15 protein-coding genes and 5 pseudogenes are annotated in these 19,775 nt (G+C 39.4%); 15 read left to right on the top strand and 5 right to left on the bottom strand.

Translation table 11 applies throughout. The annotated features are described in order from the left end of the window. Window positions 1–9 precede the first annotated feature (9 nt). From OWR28_RS11735 to OWR28_RS11710, 6 genes are all read left to right on the top strand, one after another. The gene (locus OWR28_RS11735) at window positions 10–360 is read left to right on the top strand and encodes a hypothetical protein (protein ID WP_332386751.1); all 351 of its coding nucleotides are present in this window, start codon (window positions 10–12) and stop codon (window positions 358–360) included. Continuing rightward, window positions 246–1,295, top strand: coding sequence for a sensor histidine kinase (locus OWR28_RS11730; RefSeq protein ID WP_494168464.1), 1,050 nt, complete (start codon window positions 246–248; stop codon window positions 1,293–1,295). The genes OWR28_RS11735 and OWR28_RS11730 overlap by 115 nt, the downstream gene beginning before the upstream one ends. 155 nt (window positions 1,296–1,450) lie before the next feature. Beyond that, on the top strand, window positions 1,451–2,212 hold the full coding sequence (locus OWR28_RS11725) for a COG4705 family protein (protein WP_332386749.1): 762 nt from the start codon (window positions 1,451–1,453) through the stop codon (window positions 2,210–2,212). Window positions 2,213–2,251: 39 nt separating this feature from the next. Next, on the top strand, window positions 2,252–2,464 hold the full coding sequence (locus tag OWR28_RS11720) for a hypothetical protein (RefSeq protein ID WP_332386748.1): 213 nt from the start codon (window positions 2,252–2,254) through the stop codon (window positions 2,462–2,464). 74 nt (window positions 2,465–2,538) lie between these two features. After that, window positions 2,539–4,668: an outer membrane beta-barrel family protein gene (locus OWR28_RS11715; RefSeq protein WP_332386747.1), complete on the top strand. Its 2,130-nt coding sequence runs from the start codon at window positions 2,539–2,541 to the stop codon at window positions 4,666–4,668. Window positions 4,669–4,700: 32 nt separating this feature from the next. Then, the gene (locus tag OWR28_RS11710) at window positions 4,701–5,507 is read left to right on the top strand and encodes a phosphatase PAP2 family protein (RefSeq protein WP_332386746.1); all 807 of its coding nucleotides are present in this window, start codon (window positions 4,701–4,703) and stop codon (window positions 5,505–5,507) included. A gap of 45 nt (window positions 5,508–5,552) precedes the next feature. Here the strand turns inward: OWR28_RS11710 and OWR28_RS11705 are convergent, their stop codons facing one another. Both OWR28_RS11705 and OWR28_RS11700 read right to left on the bottom strand, forming a co-directional pair. Beyond that, window positions 5,553–6,356, bottom strand: coding sequence for an SDR family oxidoreductase (locus OWR28_RS11705; protein ID WP_332386745.1), 804 nt, complete (start codon window positions 6,354–6,356; stop codon window positions 5,553–5,555). Window positions 6,357–6,370: 14 nt separating this feature from the next. Then, window positions 6,371–7,965 (bottom strand): annotated as a pseudogene (locus tag OWR28_RS11700) (FAD-binding dehydrogenase). A gap of 210 nt (window positions 7,966–8,175) precedes the next feature. On the opposite strand from OWR28_RS11700, the gene OWR28_RS11695 reads away from it, so the two are divergent. Both OWR28_RS11695 and OWR28_RS11690 read left to right on the top strand, forming a co-directional pair. After that, window positions 8,176–8,604 (top strand): rhodanese-like domain-containing protein, encoded by a 429-nt coding sequence (locus tag OWR28_RS11695; RefSeq protein WP_332386744.1) that lies wholly within the window; start codon window positions 8,176–8,178, stop codon window positions 8,602–8,604. Between the two features lies 1 nt (window position 8,605). Further along, window positions 8,606–9,109, top strand: a complete 504-nt coding sequence (locus OWR28_RS11690) for a TlpA disulfide reductase family protein (protein ID WP_332386743.1) — start codon at window positions 8,606–8,608, stop codon at window positions 9,107–9,109. A 111-nt stretch (window positions 9,110–9,220) separates the two neighbouring features. On the opposite strand, the gene OWR28_RS11685 is transcribed toward OWR28_RS11690, so the two are convergent. From OWR28_RS11685 to OWR28_RS11675, 3 genes and pseudogenes are all read right to left on the bottom strand, one after another. Continuing rightward, window positions 9,221–9,826 carry a DNA-3-methyladenine glycosylase gene (locus OWR28_RS11685; RefSeq protein WP_332386742.1) on the bottom strand — a complete coding sequence of 202 codons (606 nt, stop codon included), beginning with the start codon at window positions 9,824–9,826 and terminating at the stop codon, window positions 9,221–9,223. A 271-nt stretch (window positions 9,827–10,097) separates the two neighbouring features. Beyond that, window positions 10,098–12,269 (bottom strand): S9 family peptidase, encoded by a 2,172-nt coding sequence (locus tag OWR28_RS11680; protein ID WP_332386741.1) that lies wholly within the window; start codon window positions 12,267–12,269, stop codon window positions 10,098–10,100. 14 nt (window positions 12,270–12,283) lie between these two features. Next, window positions 12,284–13,677, bottom strand: a pseudogene (locus OWR28_RS11675) (aminopeptidase P family protein). 142 nt (window positions 13,678–13,819) lie between these two features. Here OWR28_RS11675 and OWR28_RS11670 point away from each other — a divergent pair. The 7 genes and pseudogenes from OWR28_RS11670 to cysK all read left to right on the top strand — a co-directional run bounded on the left by OWR28_RS11670 (window position 13,820) and on the right by cysK (window position 19,764). Continuing rightward, entirely contained in the window at window positions 13,820–14,314 is a 495-nt protein-coding gene (locus OWR28_RS11670; protein ID WP_332386740.1) for a GNAT family N-acetyltransferase, read from the top strand. 216 nt (window positions 14,315–14,530) lie between these two features. Next, window positions 14,531–14,947: an RrF2 family transcriptional regulator gene (locus OWR28_RS11665; RefSeq protein ID WP_142723040.1), complete on the top strand. Its 417-nt coding sequence runs from the start codon at window positions 14,531–14,533 to the stop codon at window positions 14,945–14,947. A gap of 81 nt (window positions 14,948–15,028) precedes the next feature. After that, a complete protein-coding gene (locus OWR28_RS11660) occupies window positions 15,029–15,742 on the top strand; it encodes a phosphoadenylyl-sulfate reductase (RefSeq protein WP_332386739.1) in 714 nt (237 codons plus the stop codon). A gap of 10 nt (window positions 15,743–15,752) precedes the next feature. Continuing rightward, window positions 15,753–16,660: pseudogene (cysD, locus tag OWR28_RS11655) on the top strand (sulfate adenylyltransferase subunit CysD). Between the two features lie 94 nt (window positions 16,661–16,754). Beyond that, a pseudogene (locus OWR28_RS11650) lies at window positions 16,755–17,991 on the top strand (sulfate adenylyltransferase subunit 1). A 4-nt stretch (window positions 17,992–17,995) separates the two neighbouring features. Beyond that, a pseudogene (gene epsC, locus OWR28_RS11645) lies at window positions 17,996–18,825 on the top strand (serine O-acetyltransferase EpsC). Between the two features lie 27 nt (window positions 18,826–18,852). Further along, window positions 18,853–19,764, top strand: coding sequence for a cysteine synthase A (cysK, locus tag OWR28_RS11640; RefSeq protein WP_332386737.1), 912 nt, complete (start codon window positions 18,853–18,855; stop codon window positions 19,762–19,764). Window positions 19,765–19,775: the final 11 nt, after the last annotated feature.

Genomic DNA, 19,775 nt, shown 5'->3' with positions numbered 1-19,775 from the left:
ATAACTATTGTGAAGCCTCTATTAACAAAAACCACAAAGCCCTTTCTCATCTATGTACTTATTGTTCTGATGATAAGCATCCCTGTGTATTACATTGTGGTAGATACCATCTGGAAAAGTGAGCTCGATGAGCATAACGAGATTATTATAGAGAAAACAGCTTATGAATTTAACCGGTTAAAGCTTTCTGATGAAGCGCTGGAAAAAGTCTTGAATTATGGAATCACATTCAGCCTGATACCAATATTGAAAAAATTTCTCCCGGCCAGATCAGAAAAGACACAGTTTATACTTATGAAAAGCAGCTGCCTTTTATTTCAGAACAAAAAAAGGAACGTTACAGATGTCTTAAAAAAGTAGTTTACCTGCACAACAAGCCCTATCTGTTTACCATACAAACGAACATTGAAGAATCCCATGAAACCATAGCTGTGATTGCGATGATCACGATATTCTTTTTTGTGGTTATTGTTGTCGGACTTTTATTCCTGAACAGAAAGCTGTCCTCATCCATCTGGAAACCTTTCAGGGATACGTTGGATCAATTGAAGACTTTTAATCTTAACAGTCAGAATACCATAGAATTTCCGGTTTCCGATACTTCAGAATTTGAAGAGCTTAATCAATCCCTTTACAAACTGATTGAACGAAATATTTCTACTTATAAAGCCCAGAAGGAGTTCACTGAAAATGCATCTCATGAGCTGCAGACCCCGCTTGCCATTATTAAAAACAAACTGGATATTTTACTTCAGGATCAGGATCTCACTGAAAAGCAATACAGAATTGCAGAAGACATCAACAAAGCGCTTACAAGAAGTTCCCGTATCAATAAAAATCTTTTGCTTCTCGCTAAAATTGACAATAACCAGTTTGACCGTTCGGAAACAATTCTCTTTGCCCAGCTGCTTCATCAAAGCATTGAGATTCTCGAGGAGCATTTTGAACAAAAAAACATTTCAGCAGCTGAAAATATTTCAAATAATGTAAAAGTAAACGGGAATAGTATTCTGACAGAGATATTGATCAACAACCTCATCATCAATGCTATCCGGCATACTTCTCCGGGAGGTTCTGTTTCTATAGAATTAAATCAATCTTTTTTTGAAGTTTCCAATTCAGGAACGGAAAAACTGAGTACAGAAGCATTGTTTAAAAGATTTTCTAAATTTTCAGCGGACAACAACGGAAGTGGCCTGGGACTGTCTATCATACAGGAAATATGCAGGCTGCACCAATGGATGATCAGCTACAGATTTGAAAACGGTCTCCATATTTTCACCGTTAAATTTTAGTTAAAAGAATTTCCGTACCCAACAATTCAAAATTTCTTCTAAATCGGATTGCACCTTTGTATAAAAATATACTGAGGAATTAACTGTATTTAGAAATGATTTCAGAAACATTCCATGCTTTAGTTCTGCAGTATCCTTTATAAAATTACATGAGAATGAGAATATTTAATAAAGTTGCAGCGGTTACGCTTCTTTTCTGGTTAATGAAAATTGCAGCCACCACGTTAGGAGAAACGCTTGGAGATTTTATTTCCATGACCCTGAATTTAGGATATGTTGCGGGAATTGTGATCGCCCTGGTATTTTTCATCATTATTTTGTCTGTGCAGCTCAGTGTAAAAAAATATATCCCGGCAATTTACTGGATGGTGATCATCGGAACAACGACTTTAGGTACAGAAATCTCTGATTTTATAGACAGAACGCTGAAAACAGGATACCTTACCGGAAGCCTCATTTTACTCTCCGGGCTTTTACTCTCCCTGTTTTTATGGTATAAAAAGTACGGAAACCTTGAAGTATATCCGATTTCTGAGAGAAATAAAGAATTGTATTACTGGACAGCAATATTGTTTTCCAATAGTCTGGGAACAGCTTTCGGAGATTTCCTGAGCGATAATCTGGGACTTGGATATATGACCGGAGCTCTGATTACAGGACTTATTATTTTGGCTGTAGTCCTGCTTCATTATTTCACAAAAATCAATCATGTTCTCCTGTTCTGGATCGCTTTTGTTTTTACCAGACCTTTTGGAGCAACCTTTGGGGACCTTTTAACCAAGCCCCTGGTTAAAGGAGGACTGGACCTGGGAACACTTAATGCATCACTGATATCCCTTGCACTGATGGTTCTGATGATTATTATTTCCCAAAGAAAACATACCCGTGAATTACCATCACTTCAAAACAAATCATAGTTAAACAATAGATTTTTTAAAAGAAAATAAAATAGTAAAATGAATAGAACAGCCCTGTTTTTTCTCCCATGTATGGTCATTTCATCCCTTGTTTCTGCGCAGGCTCTTTCTGTGACAGCATCAGGTAGAATTACCGATAAAAACAAAACAGCATTACCTTATGCCCATATTATTTTAAAAAAGAAAAAGACAGCACATTTATTGCCGGAACTATTACTCATGAAGACGGAAGATTTTCTCTTAACGGTTTAAAACCTGATCATTATATTCTGGAAACTTCACTCGCCGGATATAAAAAATATTCACAACCGGTTTTTATAGGCAGCTTGTCAGAGTTTCTGGAAATTCCCGTTGTTGAACTGACTGAAGAACAGGAAAATGAGACCAAAATAGAAACGGTTACCATTACAACCTCCAAAAAGAATGAAATAGACAGCCGCCTTGATAAAAAGACCTATTCCGTCGCAGATAACATCAGCCAAAGCGGAGGGTCTGTGCTGCAAAGCATGCAAAATCTGCCCGGAATTACTGTACAGGACGGTAAAGTACAATTGAGAGGAAATGATAAGGTTACTGTATTGATTGATGGTAAACAGACTGCTCTCACCGGTTTTGGAAGCCAGACAGGACTGGATAATATTCCTGCTTCTGCTATTGATAAAATTGAGATCATCAACAACCCTTCATCGAAGTATGACGCTAACGGGAATGCCGGCATCATCAATATTATCATGAAAAAGAATAAGCAGAATGGCTGGAACGGAAAAGCCGGGTTTACCACAGGATTAGGCTCACTTTGGGTAAGAAAAGAAAATCTGCCCGGCATAAGACCGCAATATACGCTCACTCCCAAAATTAACCCTTCATTGGCTGTTAATTACAGAAAAAACAAGATCAATATTTTTTTACAGGCCGACAATTTATATACAGAGACTCTTAATAAAAATGAATTTGTAACCCGTACTTATGATGACGGAACCATTATCAATTCCCAGCTGAAAAGAAACAGAAATACCAATTTCTTCACCACCAAAGCAGGAATCGACTGGACTATTGATCCCCAAAATACATTAACCATCTCAGGAATGTACGGAAGTGAAAAAATTACAGACAGAGGTGATCAGCCATTTTTCAACGGAGATCTGTCTCAGCGGCTTCGTCTGTGGCAGTTTCTGGAGGATGAGCTGAAAACAACAGTGATGGGAACAGCTTCCTATCAGCATAAATTCAAAGAAGCCGGACATGTTTTGAATGTTGGATTCAATTATACATTTCACAGGGAAGATGAAAAGTATTTCTATGATAACTACCTTCCTGCTTCTACGGGAACTGATGCCTTCAAATTATTATCCGATGAACAGGTATATGATTTCAATGTAGATTATGTAAAACCTTTAAAATACGGACGAATAGAAACCGGAATCAAGCTTCGAAACAGAAGTATTCCTACCAATATGAATTTTATTCCGGGCGCCAACTCTGTTCTGGATATTTCTGCAGGAGGAAAAGCCGATTATAAAGAATTGATTCCTGCTGTATATGGAAATTATGTCTTTGAAAATGAAAAATGGGAAGCGGAATTAGGGCTGCGACTGGAATATGTAAAAATTCAATATAATGTCGATCCTAATCATCCAACCTATAAAAGTGACGGCTACAATTATACCCAGCCATTCCCGAATTTCAGACTTGCTTACAAACTTGATGCCCGCAATAAATTCTCTGTTTTTTACAACAGAAGGGTAGACCGTCCCAACGAAGTGGATATCAGAATTTTCCCGAAATATGATGATGCAGAGATCATTAAGGTAGGAAATCCGGCATTACGTCCTCAGTTTACGAATTCTGTTGATTTGGGCTACAAACACAATTGGGATAACGGATATTTGTATTCTGCACTGTATCATCGTTTTGCCAACGGAACCATCACCAGAATTTCAAGTATTGTCCCGGGCAGCACGCTTATCTATGCAATATTCCAGAACGCTGGAAAAAGTTATAATACCGGTCTGGAAACAATATGGAACCAAAAAATATCAGATGTATATTCTTTCAATGTTAATGGAAATCTATACCGTAACCAGATCAACGCATTTACTGTACAAAACCTGTATCCTCAGCCTAATCCTTTTTCAGCCGGCCGGCAGACTGCTATCTCAGGGAATATCAAGATGAATAACGTTTTCCATTTTCCAAAAGGACTGGACATGCAGTTTACCCTGGTATATCTGGCACCGGACATAATCCCCCAGGGAAAAACAAAGTCAAGATTCTCAATGGATGCAGGAGTGAAAAAAACGATTCAGAAAGGAAAAGGCGAACTGTTTATGAATGCTTCAGATCTGCTCAACACAATGGTGATCAGGAAGTCTGTTCAGGGGAATGGATTTGCCTATACAAACAATGATTATTACGAAACCCAGGTAATCCGTTTAGGATACAGCTATAAATTTTAATACAGAATTGGATAACTATAATGTGATTTAGGATGAAAAAGTACTTTCAAAAAACACTGATGTATGTAGTGGTTTTAAGTTCAGCCATTGGCAGGATCAACGCTCAGAATACCAATGATACGATATCTGTTCAGAAACCTGTAGAGGACAGTATTATCACTAAAGATGCCCGAAAAAGCACTCTGAATTATAAAAGCCTGATTATTCCTGCAGCATTCATTGCTTATGGAGTAGCAGGTTTAAGCATGAAAAACCTGAAAAACCTTAATCAATCGACACGATTTGAAATCAACGAGCATCAGCCTGCACGGATAAAACTGGATAATTATACCCAATATGCTCCGGCAGTAATGGTATACGGGTTTAATGCCATGGGTATAAAAGGAACACACAATCTGAGAGACCGCACCATTATTTATGCCTCTTCACAACTGATCGCAGCAGCTTTTACCATGCCTTTAAAATATCTTGTAAAAGAAGAAAGACCTGACGGCTCCAATACCTTATCGTTTCCTTCAGGACATTCTGCTACAGCATTTTCTTCAGCACAGTTTATGTTCAGGGAGTATAAAGACACCAATTTCTGGCTGAGCCTTTCAGGATATCCGTTCGCTGTTTTCACGGCTGTATACAGGATGCTGAATGATAAACACTGGCTGGGAGATGTTGTGGCAGGAGCCGGATTTGGAATCCTTTCTACAGAACTGGCTTACTGGCTATTCCCAAAAATTGACAATTTACTGAGGGGGAATAAAAATAAAAAGACCTTATCATCTACTATGGTCATGCCTTTTTATCAAAATAACACAGTGGGAATAGGACTGGTGAAAACCTTTTGATATAAACATTCTTAAAAAGCGCTGCTCTTTATTGAACAGAGCTTTTTATACCACTTTTGCTTTACGGATTATTTTGGCCAACAAGCCCGGAAAAAATCTTTTAAGATAGACAGCCATCACTTCTTTTCCTCCTATTGCTTTTTGTTTTTTCTGCTTCTGAATGGCATTCAGCATTTTTCCTGCAAAAATATCTACCGGCATTCCGTTTTTTGTAGCATCATCCATGGTCCCTTGTAATGAGCCGTCTCCGGTGACAGCATTAATAGAAATGTCAGTCTGTATAAAACCCGGACAGATAATGGTAATTCTGATATTCTGATTGAATAGTTCTGCCCGCAAAGCATCGAAAAAACCATGCAGTGCATGCTTTGCCCCGGCATATCCGCTTCGCATCGGAGCTCCGAAGATTCCCATCAGGCTGGAGACTACAGCAATCTGTCCTCCTTTATTCCTGATCATATAAGGAACAACCGCTTTCGTAAGGGCTACTGTTCCGATATAATCAATATCAATGAGCTGCTTATCTACCTCAATATCCGTTTCCATCGCCAGAGAACGCTGTGACAGTCCTGCATTATTAATCAGAACATCGATCTTTCCAAATTGTTCCGCCGCTTTTTTTGCAATATCAGGCATATCCTTATAATTTTTGAGGTCTAAAGGAATCACTGCATACCGGTCAATACTCAATCCTGCTTTTTCAGCTACGGAATGCAGCTGATCTTCTTTTCTGGAAGACAGAATGATTCCGGCATTGCTGTTCTTTGCCAGGTTTTTTACCAAAGCTTCCCCAATACCTGATGATGCTCCGGTGATCCAGATGACCTTATGATCGAAATAACTGCTCATATCTGCTCATTATTTTATTTAAGTCCTGCAATATATTTTCCCGCTTTCATTCCGGAGAAAATACAGCCTCCGAGAAATGTTCCTTCCAGCGCCCGGTAGCCATGCATTCCACCGCCGCCAAAGCCTGCTGCTTCTCCTGCTGCATATAATCCTTCAATAATACTGTCATCATCCCTTAAGACCTGTCCGTTCAGGTTCGTTTTGATTCCGCCTAACGTTTTACGGGTTAAGATATTGAGACGTACAGCGATTAAAGGTCCGTTTTCAGGATCTAAAATTTTATGGGGAGCCGCGACACGGCCCAGCTTATCTCCTAAGTAGTTCCGGGTATTCCTGATATAATTAACCTGGATATCTTTTGAGAATTTATTATCCAGCTCCCTGTCCCTGGCTTCGATCTGCGATTTTATTTTATCATATTTCAGGAGGTTATTTCCGGTCAGTTCATTCATCCTTTTAACAAGATCTTCCAGATTGTCCGATACAATAAAGTCTTTTCCATGTTCTTTAAATGCTTCCACAGGGCCCGGTGCTTTTTTACCAAAGATCCTTTTCAGAAAAAGGGGATAATCTTTATGGGTAATATCAGGATTCTGTTCTGAACCCGAAAGCGCAAATTCTTTTTTGATAATTTTCTGTGTCAGGATAAACCACGAATAGGAAAAACCGGTTTTCTGTATGTATTTTAAGGTTCCCAACGTATCAAATCCCGGAAGAAAAGGAGCGGGGAGGCGTTTACCTTTTGCATCAAACCATAAGGACGAAGGTCCAGGTAATATCCTGATTCCATGATCCGGCCAGATGGGATCCCAGTTCTGCAACCCTTCTGTATAATGCCACATCCTGTCAGGATTAATGATATGAGCGCCCGTATTTTCTGCAATACCGATCATTTTACCATCTACATAAGCAGGAACACCGCAAACCATATTTTCAGGTGCTTTCCCCAGTCGTTCAGGCCAGTTTTTCCTTACCAGTTCATGATTGGCACCAATTCCTCCTGAAGCAATAATGATGTTCGGGGCGGCATATTCAAATGATGAAATTACATTTCTGTTGGTAGCAGCACCTCTTTCTTTAGTATCATCTTCCAGAATATCTCCTTTCAGTCCTTTTATCTTTCCATTTTCTGTTATAAATTCCGTTACTCTGTGTCTGAATTTCATCTGCAGCAAACCTTTGTCCCTGGCTTTATAAGCCTTCTCCACAAAAGGCTTCACAACTCCTGTACCGGTTCCCCAGCTCACATGAAAACGGGGCACAGAATTCCCATGGCCTGTCGCCGAACCATCACCGCGCTCTGCCCAGCCTACCATAAACATCAGCTTGATCCCGAGCTTAGAAATGTATTGATACTTTTCACCGGCAGCAAATTTCAGATAGGCTTCAGCCCATTGACGCGGCCAATAATCTTCCGGCCGGTCGAAGCCGGCCGTTCCTTTCCAATCCTGTAAAGCCAGCTCATAAGAATCTTTGATTCCCATTCTTCTTTGCTGGGGTGAATTGATCAGAAAAAGCCCTCCGAATGACCAGAAAGCCTGTCCGCCGATATTCTGTTCGGTTTCCTGGTCCAGGAGCAGTACTTTTTTCCGGCATTGGTAATTTCCATTGCAGCAGTAAGTCCTGCCAATCCTGCACCAATGATAATGGCATCAGGCCGGAATGTTTCTTCCATGGGTTAAAATGTTTGAATGATACTAAGCATAAATGTATAAAATTATTCGGAATCAGATTGAAAATAAGAGAAATTAAAGCATGCAGCGTATAATGCCGGACTGAACTCTGAACTTTTCATCTTATATTTGTGAAAAATAGAAGTATGAAGTATTTGTTCATTGTGGTTTGCCTTGTCTGTTCCTTTTTCAGCCAGGCACAGCAAAAACAGGATCCATGGAAAGACAGCCAGCTGATGGATCCGGCGTTACTGGCTTCCAGAATTGAAAAGCATAAGGCCAAAGATCTCATAATCATCTCAGTAGGTCCTGAAGCGATTATTAAAGGTTCTGTAGACATTGGACCCACTCGTGAGCCTGAAAATCTGGAAAAACTGAGAAATTATCTTAAAGATGTCCCGAAAAGCAGAGAAATTGTGATCTATTGTGGATGCTGTCCTTTTGTAAAATGTCCCAATATCCGTCCTGCTTTTGCATTACTGATGGAACTGGGCTTCAAAAATGCAAAGCTTTTAAACCTTCCTAAAAATATCAAAACCGATTGGCTGGATAAAAACTATCCTGCAAATGATTAATATGAAGACCTGTTTTACAATATTATTTTTACTGTTTCTTTCAGGTTCCGTTGATGCCCAGAAAGCAATAGAAATAGGAAAAAAAGCACCTGAAATTACGATGGCCAAAGCAGATGGAACAGCATTTTCTCTTTCAGCATTAAAAGGGAAAATTGTCCTGATTGATTTCTGGGCAACATGGTGTGCTCCATGCGTTGAAGAACAACCTGAGCTGAAAGCATTGTACGACACGTACTCCGATAAGGTAAAGAACAATCAGTTTGAAATTCTCGGGATTTCTTTGGACAGGAATAAAGAAAGCTGGCAGAAAACAATTGACAGGTTCGGTATCAAATGGATACAGATCAGTGATTTAAAATTCTGGAAAAGCCCTGTCGCAAAGCTTTATGAAGTGGATGAACTTCCTTTTAACATCATCATTGACGGTGAGGGAACCATTTTAGCTAAGAATCTTCATGGCAAAGACCTGGAAGAATTTTTAAAGAAAAATTTAATACAGAACTGAATTTTTTATAACCCTAAAGAGCAGAAGTTATACTGCTCTTTATTTTTACCCCGTTTTACTTAAAAGGAAATAATATATCTTTTATAATGCTTATTTAATTATGCTGACAGATTATGCCTTATTCGGTTTGCTCACATATTTATTTCCTTTTACAAAGAAACGCCACGGTAAAAGGGCGTCTTCCTCTGCATAAGCAACACCTATACGTGGTCCTGCGATTATTTCATCCGGTTGATATACAATGCCATGATCTTCAATCCAGATTTCATTTTCCGTTAATTTTTTCCTGTTAAATGAGCGGTCAATACCTAAAGCTTTGGCTGCAGATCCCGGTCCTGCAGAAATAGAAGGTTTGGAAGCCGGCATATTTCTCCTGAATTCCATAATTTCTTTACCGATCAAAGGCTCAACAGCTCTTACGAGAACTGCATGAGGCTCGTCTTCAACAGAGGTCACCACATTGAAAAGGTGATGAATACCGTAACATAAATAAACATAGGAAACTCCGCCATGGCTGTATAAAGTTTCAGTACGGTCTGTGCGTCTGCCTCCATAGGCATGGGAAGCTTTATCTTTAGCTCCGAAATAGGCTTCGGTTTCTACAATGATTCCCGCTGTAGTTTCACCGTCGATTTCAGTAAAAAGTACTTTTCCTAAAAGGTCCCGAGCCAAAAAAAGAACATCCGGATTGGAATAATAGGAGAGTGGTAGTTTCATGAATGATTTTAGAAATTATTCACTCAAATTTAGTGATAATCCTGTAAAAACGAAATCTCCGGAGTTAACAAAAGATACCACAAAAATTCACATTTCATAAAATAGTGATTAATTTGGCATATCCATTGTTTCTTTTAATTCAACATCATTCACACCACTATAAAAATATAGGTTTTGACACTTTAATTCCCCGGATTTCTCCGGGGAATTTTTGTTGGAAACGTACATAAAATAAAAAGTCCCACATCACTGTGAGACTCTTATAGTTTAGTTATTTTGCTCCCGGAGGGCAGTGTTCTTTCAGAAATTTTGTAAACAGGGTAGCAAGATGCAGTGATGTTCCTTCACCCTCATCAATAGAATGGGTACGGTTAGGATAAGACATCAGCTGAAACTGTTTGTTGTACTTTACCAGCTCGTTGATATACACTTCTGTATTCTGGTAATGTACATTATCATCACCTGTCCCGTGAACCAGTAAAAGGTTTCCTTTTAAATTTTTAGCATAAGCGAGCGGGGAACCATTAACAAAGTCTTCTCTGTTCTCCTGGGGAAGCCCCATATAACGTTCCTGATAGATATTATCATAGAATAACTGGTTGGCAACCGGCGCAATCGCAATTCCCGTCTGGTATATATCAGGATATTGTCCTAAAAGGTTCAGGGTAGAAGAGCCACCGCCGCTCCAGCCCCATACGGCAACTCTTGATGTATCAATATACGGCCATTTTGCGAATAAAGCTTTAGCTCCCATTGCCTGATCACGGATATTCAGCTGCCCTATTTTACGGTAAATCGATTTTCTCCATTCACGCCCTTTCGGTGCAGGGGTTCCGCGGTTTTCAAGGGAAACATATAAATAGCCGTCTTCAGCCATATTTCCTGTATATAATCCATTCCAGCCTGTGTAGAAACTGTCTGTTACCGTCTGCATTGCAGGTTCTCCATATACGGTAAAAACAATAGGGTATTTTTTATTGGGGTCAAAGTTTTTAGGCTTTACTACCCATCCGTCCAATGTAACCCCGTCCTGAGTGGTAACCTGGAAAAACTCTGCCTTAGACATTGCAGGATCTGCTTTTGCGGATCTTTTGGCAGCTACCAATTCTTTATGTTCCGGAAGAGATACTACGGAACCTATTGAAAGGGCATTGATGTTATCATTGGTAAACATTGCGATCTTTCCGTTAGGGGAAACCGTGTATTCATTAGAACCCGTATAGGTCTCAGGAGTTACTTTTTGTGCTTTTCCTCCTTTCATGCTTACTTTATACAGATATTTCTGTGTGGCATTGTTTGGTGAAGCCAAAAAATAGATCTGCTTATTCTGAACATCAAAAAATTCCGGTTTTATTACATCGAAGGTATCTTTTGTAATTAATGTTTCTTTACCGTTCATATCTATTTTGTAAATATGTCTCCATCCGTCTTTTTCAGAAAGCCATAAGAATTCTTTTCCATTATCAATCCAGTCCCATCCACTCGGATCATTATCATTCCAGCGGGATTTTATATCAATCCATGCAGCATCTGTTTCCGTGTAGATCGTCTTACTGCTTCCGGAACCGGCATCTGCTAAGATAATTTTACTTTGATTCTGTTTTCTGTTCAGCTGCTGCAGGATAACAGATTTAGAATCCAGTACCCATTCCATTCTCGGAATATAATGCTGTACTTCATCACCTGCAATATCCGCTTTCTTTGTAGATCCGGAAGCAAGATCATAAAACCAGATACTGCATCCGGAAGGGTTTTCACCAGCTTTCGGGTATTCTACAGGAATGGTAAATGAGTACAAACTGTCGGTATTATTAATCATCAGGAAGTTTTTTGTCCCTCTAGCGTCCAGTTTCCAGTAAGCAATTTTGTTACCGTCCGGGGACCATCTGAAGCCATCCTGGGTTCCAAATTCCTCTTCATACACCCAGTCAAAAGTACCGTTGATCATTCCGTCCGTACCATCTGTAGTGATCTTAGTCTGCTGATTGTTTGAAAGATCTTCAATGTAAATATTATGCTTCGATACATAGGCTACTTTTTTACCATCCGGCGAATATTTTGCAAACATTAATGATGAAGCCGGCAAGCCTTTCCCAAGCTGAGTAAGCTTTTTGGTATTTTTGTCAAAAATCCAGTAGTCTCCACGGGTATTATCTCTCCATACTTTTTTTGTGTTGGCAAAAAGCAATAAACTTTTCCCGTCCGGAGAAACCTGAAAGCTCTGCACCTTCAACGCTTCAGAACTTCCGGGAGGAATCAGTTCACTGCTGCTTAAAAGTGTCTGGTCTTTTCCGGGATGCAGCACATCCACAATCTCAACCCCTTTTTCAGTAAATGAGTAATAAGCATTGCCATCAGGAGTCCATTGGGTCTTCTGTGCTGCCAATGGCGATAAGCACAGAAAATAAAGTGCAATGGCTGTTAGTTTTTTTATGTTCTTCATAAATAATATTTGAATTAAGCTAAATGTTCAGCTCTGTAATTTTCAATTTCTTCTACGGTTTTGATCAGTCCGTTTCCAAGAAGTCTGTAGCCATTGTCTGTAACCAGGAAATCATCTTCTACGCGGACTCCTCCAAAATTCCTGTATTCCTTTACTTTATCATAATTAATAAAGTCTGCATTTTTGTTTTCAGCCTGCCACATGTCAATTAATTCCGGAATCATATAAATACCTGGCTCAACGGTAACTACAAATCCGGATTCAAGAGCCTTTCCTAAGCGTAAAGACTTAATACCAAATGTTTTGGTATCTTTTGGCTCTTCTTCAGTATACCCGATGTACTGCTCTCCAAGATCTTCCATATCATGCACATCCAATCCCATCATATGCCCCAGTCCGCATTGGAAAAACAGGGTATGGGCATGGTTTTTTACAGCGTCTTCAGCATTTCCTTTCATCAATCCAAGATCAATGAGACCTTCAACAAGATACTGAGCCGCTTTCAGATGAATATCTTTGAAACGAACACCCGGTTTCAGAAGTTGCTGGGCATTATTGAAAGCATTCAGAACTACCTCATAAATTTCTTTTTGTTTTGTGGTAAATGCTTTGGCTACAGGGAATGTTCTGGTAAGATCACCCGCATATCCCATTGATGTTTCCGCCCCGGAATCATTGAGGAAAAGATCTCCTTCTTTCATGGTATTAAGACGGTAATGATTATGCAGGATACCGCCGTTTATAGTAACGATAGGAGGATAGGACATCTGGCACTCTTTATTCGCAGCAAGATATTGGATTGCATTGGCAATTTCATATTCTTTCATTCCCGGTTTCGCAAGGCGCATGGCCAGCAGATGCATTTCATTGGAGACGTTCACAGCCTGTTCTATCTGTGCTATTTCCTGAGGTTCTTTGATTGATCTTTGTTTTACAATTGCCTTGATCATTTCTACAGAAGGCTGCAGGTCCGAAATTTTAATTCCAAGAAGATCCGACAGCAAAATTTTATTGGAAGGCTGATACGGAGGAAGATAGTGTACTTTTCTGCCGAAGCTCTGTACCTTTGCAATATATCGGGCAAGCTCTGCATAAGGTAACGTTTCCTGGACACCGGATTTCAGGCTTTTTCCTTAAGGGTTTCCTGCCTTCCCATCCATACAATCTCATCTATACTCAGCTCATCGCCGAAAATGATGGTTTTATTTTCATCAATATCAATAATGGCTGCTATACGGGGCTCCTGGATCCCGAAGTAATATAAATAGGTGCTGTCCTGGCGGAAATAATAAGGATTGTGCTCAAAATTCACAGGATTTTCTATATTTCCCAGAAATAATAAAATTCCGTCCGCTACATTATTCTGTAGCACGGCTCTTCTATCTTGATAGGTTTGTGCTGAAAACATATTATGAATAGTTTTTATTTTAAAGGTTTAAATTTACAATTTTGTATTATTAGCAGACTTTAATTATTAAAATAAAGTTTAAATTTTATACGCACTTTTTAGTCTTTTGTGTAATTTTATTACATCATTAGATTCTATTACAATGCACTTTAAAAACGACAGGATCATCATCCGTGAATTTACCCCTGAAGAATTTTCATTATTTACCATTCTTTTTGAAAATGAAAACGTTACCCGGTATCTGCCTTACAAAACTCCTGAAGAATACAAGGAAATGTTTGAAAAAGCTTTAGCTGATTATGAAGAAGGACCCTTCAGCAGATGGGGAATATTCAACACTCAAAACAATGATTTTGTAGGAATGTGTCTGGCCAGAATCTTTCTCGACAATCCGGAGCAGCTGGAAGTTGGGTATACTTTAGGAGAAAATTACTGGGGAAAAGGCCTCGGAACCGAAGTCTGTAAAGCCCTTGTTGATTACTGTTTTTCGCTGACTCATCAGAAAGATATTGTTGCTGTAACTGATCTTGATAATATCGGATCCCAAAAGGTACTTCTGAAAAGCGGTTTCAACAGAGTTGAAAATCTAAAACGGGAAGATAGGGAACTGGCTTACTTTATATTACAGAAAGGATAGTTTGCCGAATATTTTTTCACTATAGATTTTTCAGATTTACACAGAGGTTTTTGTATCAATAAAAATCTTTGATTTTAAGCTTAAGTGAAGTTCTCAGCTGTTTATCTTTAACTTAAAATAAACTTAAGTGTTTTTATCTTTTGTGGCTAAAATACAAGGTCTTCAGCCATAAAAACATTTCATTTATACAATAATTTATCATAACTTGCAGAAATTATGATGTCAAAACGTTGCAAATATGCGCTTAAAGCAATGGTCAGATTAGCAAGGAATTATAACCAGGGCTTTCTGCCAACCTCTGTTATTGCACAAGACGAAAACATCCCCAAGAAATTTCTGGAACAAATCCTTCTTGAACTTAAAAGGGTCAAACTGGTCAACAGCAAACAGGGTAAAGTAGGTGGGTATTATCTTCTGAAATCTCCCGATGAGGTCTCATTAGCAGATATTTACCGTATTTTTGATGGTCCTATTGCTCTTACACCTTGTGTTTCTTTGAACTTTTACGAAGCATGCGATGATTGTGTCGATGAAGCAGTCTGTTACCTTAGAAAAGAACTGATGATCGTGCGTGAAAAGACCAGAAAAAGCATGATGGAAGCTACCTTAACCAAGTTCATCAATAAAGAATAAAATTTTTTATTTAAATTCTACTATTTTGATAGGAGTTATAGAATTTTATATATATTTGCAAGACTTAAATCTCAATTCAAAATGGAAAACAGTCTGGAAAATGAATTTGAAAATCTTGTAAAAGAGGCTAATGAAGCTTCTTTTCAAACTAATGGACTGCAAATGCTGGCTGAAAAATTCCCGGATAAGGTAATCTTTTCCACCAGCTTCAGTTACGAGGATCAGGTTATCACTCATCTGATAAAAGATTTAAATATTGAAATATTCACCCTGGATACAGGAAGGCTTTTTGAACAGACCTATGAAACCTGGACGTCTACGAAAGCTTTCTTTAAAAAGAATATCAAAGCCTATTATCCGGACACGGAAGAGCTCAGAGCATTTGTCACAGAAAACGGCCCTGATTCGTTCTACCAATCTGTAGAAAAAAGAAAAGCGTGCTGTACCATCCGCAAAGTACATCCTCTAAAAAAAGCATTGGAGGGGTATAAGGTATGGATTACAGGACTAAGAGCTGAGCATTCTCCCAGCAGACAGAATATGCCGCAGCTGGAATGGGATCCGGATAATAGGATCATAAAATACCATCCCATCCTTCACTGGACGACAGAACAGGTGACAGCCTATGTAAAAGATCATCACTTACCTTACAATCACCTTCACAAGAAAGGATTTGTAAGCATAGGATGTGAACCGTGTACCAGAGCAATTAAAGAAGGAGAAGATTTCAGGGCAGGCCGATGGTGGTGGGAAGATGCCAATAAAAAAGAATGCGGTCTGCATATTCATCAATAAAAAAGAAAAAATGTCAATACATCAGTTAAACTATTTGGATCAGTTAGAAGCCGAATCTATTTATATATTAAGAGAAGTCGCAGGCCAATTTGAACGTCCGGCGTTGTTATTCAGTGGAGGAAAAGACAGTATTGTACTGGCGCATCTGGCGAGAAAAGCATTCTTTCATGGGAAAATTCCGTTTACATTTGTTCATGTTGATACCGGGCACAACTTTCCGGAAGTTCTGGATTTCCGTGATCAGCTGGTACAGCAGTTAGATGTCAATCTTGTAGTCAGAAAAGTGGAAGACACCATAAAAAGTAAAAAGCTGACTGAGGCTAAAGGGAAATTCCCAAGCAGAAACTGGCTGCAAACCTATACACTTCTTGATACCATTGAAGAGTTTGAGTTTGATGCCTGTATCGGGGGAGCCAGAAGAGATGAGGAAAAGGCAAGAGCAAAAGAAAGAATATTCTCCGTTCGTGATGAATTCGGGCAGTGGGATCCTAAACTTCAGCGTCCTGAGCTTTGGAATATTTTCAACGGTAAAATCCACAAAGGAGAAAATGTAAGGGTTTTTCCAATCAGCAACTGGACAGAGCTGGACATCTGGAATTATATCCGAAGAGAGAAAATTGCGCTTCCTTCCATTTATTTCTCGCATGAAAGGGAAGTAATCGACTTCAACGGACAATGGCTGGCCAATTCTTTACATGTTGTACCGGATCCGGAAGATATCATTACTACAAAGAAAATCCGTTACCGGACCGTAGGAGATATGACCTGTACCGCTGCAGTAGAATCTGACGCTGTTACAATAGATGCCGTTATCGAAGAAATCATAGCCACCAGAATTTCAGAACGTGGCGAAACCAGAATTGATGACAGGGTGACAGAAGCCGCTATGGAAGACAGAAAAAAGGAGGCTATTTCTAGCAATGAGTAATAAATAATAGAACAGACAGCTTTTATTTCTTAACGACAGAACATTACTCATTGCCCATTACTCATTATTTATAATTAAAATCGGATGGATATATTAAGATTTATAACAGCAGGAAGCGTGGATGACGGTAAAAGTACCCTTATCGGCAGACTGCTTTACGATAGCAAAAGCATTTTGCAGGACCAGTTGGAAGTCCTTGAAAAACATTCCAAAAACAAAAATGAAGATGGGGTAGACCTTGCTCTTTTAACAGATGGTCTGCGTGCAGAAAGAGAACAGGGAATCACAATTGATGTTGCCTACCGTTATTTTTCAACCGCAAAAAGGAAATTTATCATTGCTGATGCACCTGGCCATGTACAATATACCCGTAACATGATCACCGGAGCATCAAACTCTGACCTTATGGTTATTCTTATCGACGCAAGAAAAGGTGTGATTGAACAGACCAGAAGACATTCCATCATCGCTTCTTTATTACAGTTGAAAAAGTTGCTGTAGCTATCAACAAAATGGATATGGTGGATTATTCCGAAGAAGTTTTTGAAAACATTAAATCAGAATATGCAAAAATTGCAGAAAATCTGGGACTGAATGACGTAAGTTATTTTCCGATCTCTGCATTAAAAGGAGATAATATCGTTTCAAAATCTTCCAGAACAGATTGGTACAAGGAAGCTGCCTTCTGGAATATCTTGAAGAAGTAACAATCAATGAAGAAAAAAATAGCGGAAACCGTTTTCAGGTGCAATATGTGATCCGCCCTCAGACTGAAGAGCTGCATGACTACAGAGGATATGCCGGAAAAATAGTAAGCGGAAAATTCACTAAAGGAGACAAAGTCCATATTCTTCCTGCAGATCTGACGACAGCAATCACTAAGATTGAGATCAATGGCGTTGAAAAACAAGAAGCATATGAAGGGCAACCCGCCGTGATTCATCTTGCTCATGATCTGGACGTCAGCAGGGGTGATATTTTTGCCACAGAAGAAGATGTTCCTGCTGTTGAAAAAGATCTTGAAATTTTATTATGCTGGCTTGATCAGAAACCTTTGCAGCCAGGAAATAAATATCTTCTGCAGCAGAACAGCAGACTGGTGAAAGCAGTGGTGAAAGAGGTAGATTACAAGATCAATGTTAATACGCTCATCCGGGAACAGGCCGATGGTGAAATTAAACTGAATGAAATTGTGAAAGTTACCCTCCGAACGGCACAGCCTTTGGTCTATGACAGCTTTACCAATAATAAAACAACGGGCTCTGCCATTCTGGTGGATGAAACGTCCAATTCAACGGTAGCAGCCTGTATAATTCAATAGAAAAATGGCAATTTCCGATCACTTGATTCAAAGAATTCATCAGACCAAACAAAATAGTATTCATGGATTCTTTGATAAGATAAAAACCAAAAAATGGGTCAAGGATTTGTACGAAACACTCTTCCTGCCTAAGCATGACAATACTGAAGATCAGCTGAAAAAAATTTCGAAGCACTCCAGGCGACACTTTCAGACCTTATCCATACAGTAACAGGAGACAAAGGCCTTACAGAAAAACAGGTCACTCAGTTTTTTGAAGCTTTACCGGGACTTTATGACCAGCTGGTTCTGGATGCAAAATCTATTCTGGAATTTGATCCTGCCGCTGACTCTCTGGAAGAAGTATACCTGGCATATCCCGGCTTTTTTGCCACGTATGTCTACCGTATTTCGCACCAGCTTTGGACTCAGAAAGTGAAAATATTACCACGTGTCATTTCAGAATATGCCCACAGCAAAACAGGAATTGACATTCATCCGGGAGCCACTATCGGAAAATCCTTTTTCATTGATCATGGAACAGGAATTGTGATCGGAGAAACAACGGTTATCGGGAATAATGTCAAAATCTATCAGGGAGTAACCCTCGGAGCATTGAATGTTTCCAAAGAAAAAGCCCATCAGAAAAGGCATCCCAATATTGAAGATAATGTCATTATCTATTCAGGGGCAACCATTCTTGGAGGCGAAACTACCATAGGCAGAGAGAGCATTATCGGCGGAAATGTATGGGTAACACAGGATGTCCCTGCCAACTCTCTGGTCTACCACAAAAGTGAAATAAAAATAAAGGGTAATACTTCATTACCGGAATCATTAACCTTTGTGATTTAAAAAAACAAAAATAAAAAGTACATTGATATGAAATTTCAGAATGCATTAGAAACGATTGGGAATACACCCGTCGTGAAAATCAACAAACTCTTCAGTCCAGATCATGAAATCTGGATCAAACTTGAAAAAAGCAATCCCGGCGGAAGCATTAAAGACAGAATCGGACTGGCGATGATTGAAGATGCAGAAGCCAAAGGATTATTAAATAAAGACAGTGTCATTATAGAACCTACAAGCGGAAACACAGGAATAGGCCTCGCTTTGGCAGCCGCCGTAAAAGGATACAAACTTATCCTTGTCATGCCGGAAAGCATGAGTATAGAACGCCGCAAGATTATGGAAGCTTACGGAGCAGAATTCGTACTTACCCCAAGAGAAAAGGGAATGAAAGGCGCCATTGAAAAAGCCAATGAGCTTGCGGAAGAAACTCCCAACTCATGGATTCCAAGACAGTTTGATAATCCAGCCAATGTAAAAGTACATGTGGAAACTACGGCTCAGGAAATTTTAAAAGATTTCCCGGACGGTCTGGATTACATCATTACCGGAGTAGGAACCGGAGGACACATTACCGGAATAGCAAAAGTGGTTAAAGAAAAATATCCAAACGTAAAAGTTTTCGCCGTAGAACCGGAATTATCCCCTGTATTGAGTGGAGGAAATCCTGCACCGCATCCATTGCAGGGATTAGGAGCCGGGTTTGTTCCTTCTATTCTGGATATTACCCTTTTAGATGGAGTGATTACAGTAGGCAAAGAAGAAGCGTATGAATATGCTCTTAAAGCTGCTAAAAAAGAAGGTCTTTTTGTCGGAGTTTCCACAGGAGCCGCTTTAGCCGCCATCGCCAAACATTTACCGGAAATACCCCCTAACACTAAAATCCTGACGATTAATTACGATACCGGAGAAAGATACCTGTCGGTAGAGGGACTCTTCTAAATCCTTAATTA

The sequence above is a fragment of the Chryseobacterium sp. 1B4 genome (assembly GCF_036631475.1).
Taxonomy (GTDB): Bacteria; Bacteroidota; Bacteroidia; order Flavobacteriales; family Weeksellaceae; genus Chryseobacterium.
Note: the sequence above shows the minus strand (reverse complement) of the source record. Positions and strands in the feature narration are given on the sequence as shown.

What these genes read in the sequence shown, in the direction of transcription:
- OWR28_RS11725 (WP_332386749.1), top strand. Translation starts at nt 1,451, where the DNA reads ATGAGAATATTTAATAAAGTTGCAGCGGTTACGCTTCTTTTCTGGTTA.
- OWR28_RS11720 (WP_332386748.1), top strand. Translation starts at nt 2,252, where the DNA reads ATGAATAGAACAGCCCTGTTTTTTCTCCCATGTATGGTCATTTCATCC.
- OWR28_RS11710 (WP_332386746.1), top strand. Translation starts at nt 4,701, where the DNA reads ATGAAAAAGTACTTTCAAAAAACACTGATGTATGTAGTGGTTTTAAGT.
- OWR28_RS11705 (WP_332386745.1), bottom strand. Translation starts at nt 6,356, where the DNA reads ATGAGCAGTTATTTCGATCATAAGGTCATCTGGATCACCGGAGCATCA.
- OWR28_RS11695 (WP_332386744.1), top strand. Translation starts at nt 8,176, where the DNA reads ATGAAGTATTTGTTCATTGTGGTTTGCCTTGTCTGTTCCTTTTTCAGC.
- OWR28_RS11690 (WP_332386743.1), top strand. Translation starts at nt 8,606, where the DNA reads ATGAAGACCTGTTTTACAATATTATTTTTACTGTTTCTTTCAGGTTCC.
- OWR28_RS11685 (WP_332386742.1), bottom strand. Translation starts at nt 9,826, where the DNA reads ATGAAACTACCACTCTCCTATTATTCCAATCCGGATGTTCTTTTTTTG.
- OWR28_RS11680 (WP_332386741.1), bottom strand. Translation starts at nt 12,269, where the DNA reads ATGAAGAACATAAAAAAACTAACAGCCATTGCACTTTATTTTCTGTGC.
- OWR28_RS11670 (WP_332386740.1), top strand. Translation starts at nt 13,820, where the DNA reads ATGCACTTTAAAAACGACAGGATCATCATCCGTGAATTTACCCCTGAA.
- OWR28_RS11665 (WP_142723040.1), top strand. Translation starts at nt 14,531, where the DNA reads ATGATGTCAAAACGTTGCAAATATGCGCTTAAAGCAATGGTCAGATTA.
- OWR28_RS11660 (WP_332386739.1), top strand. Translation starts at nt 15,029, where the DNA reads ATGGAAAACAGTCTGGAAAATGAATTTGAAAATCTTGTAAAAGAGGCT.
- cysK (WP_332386737.1), top strand. Translation starts at nt 18,853, where the DNA reads ATGAAATTTCAGAATGCATTAGAAACGATTGGGAATACACCCGTCGTG.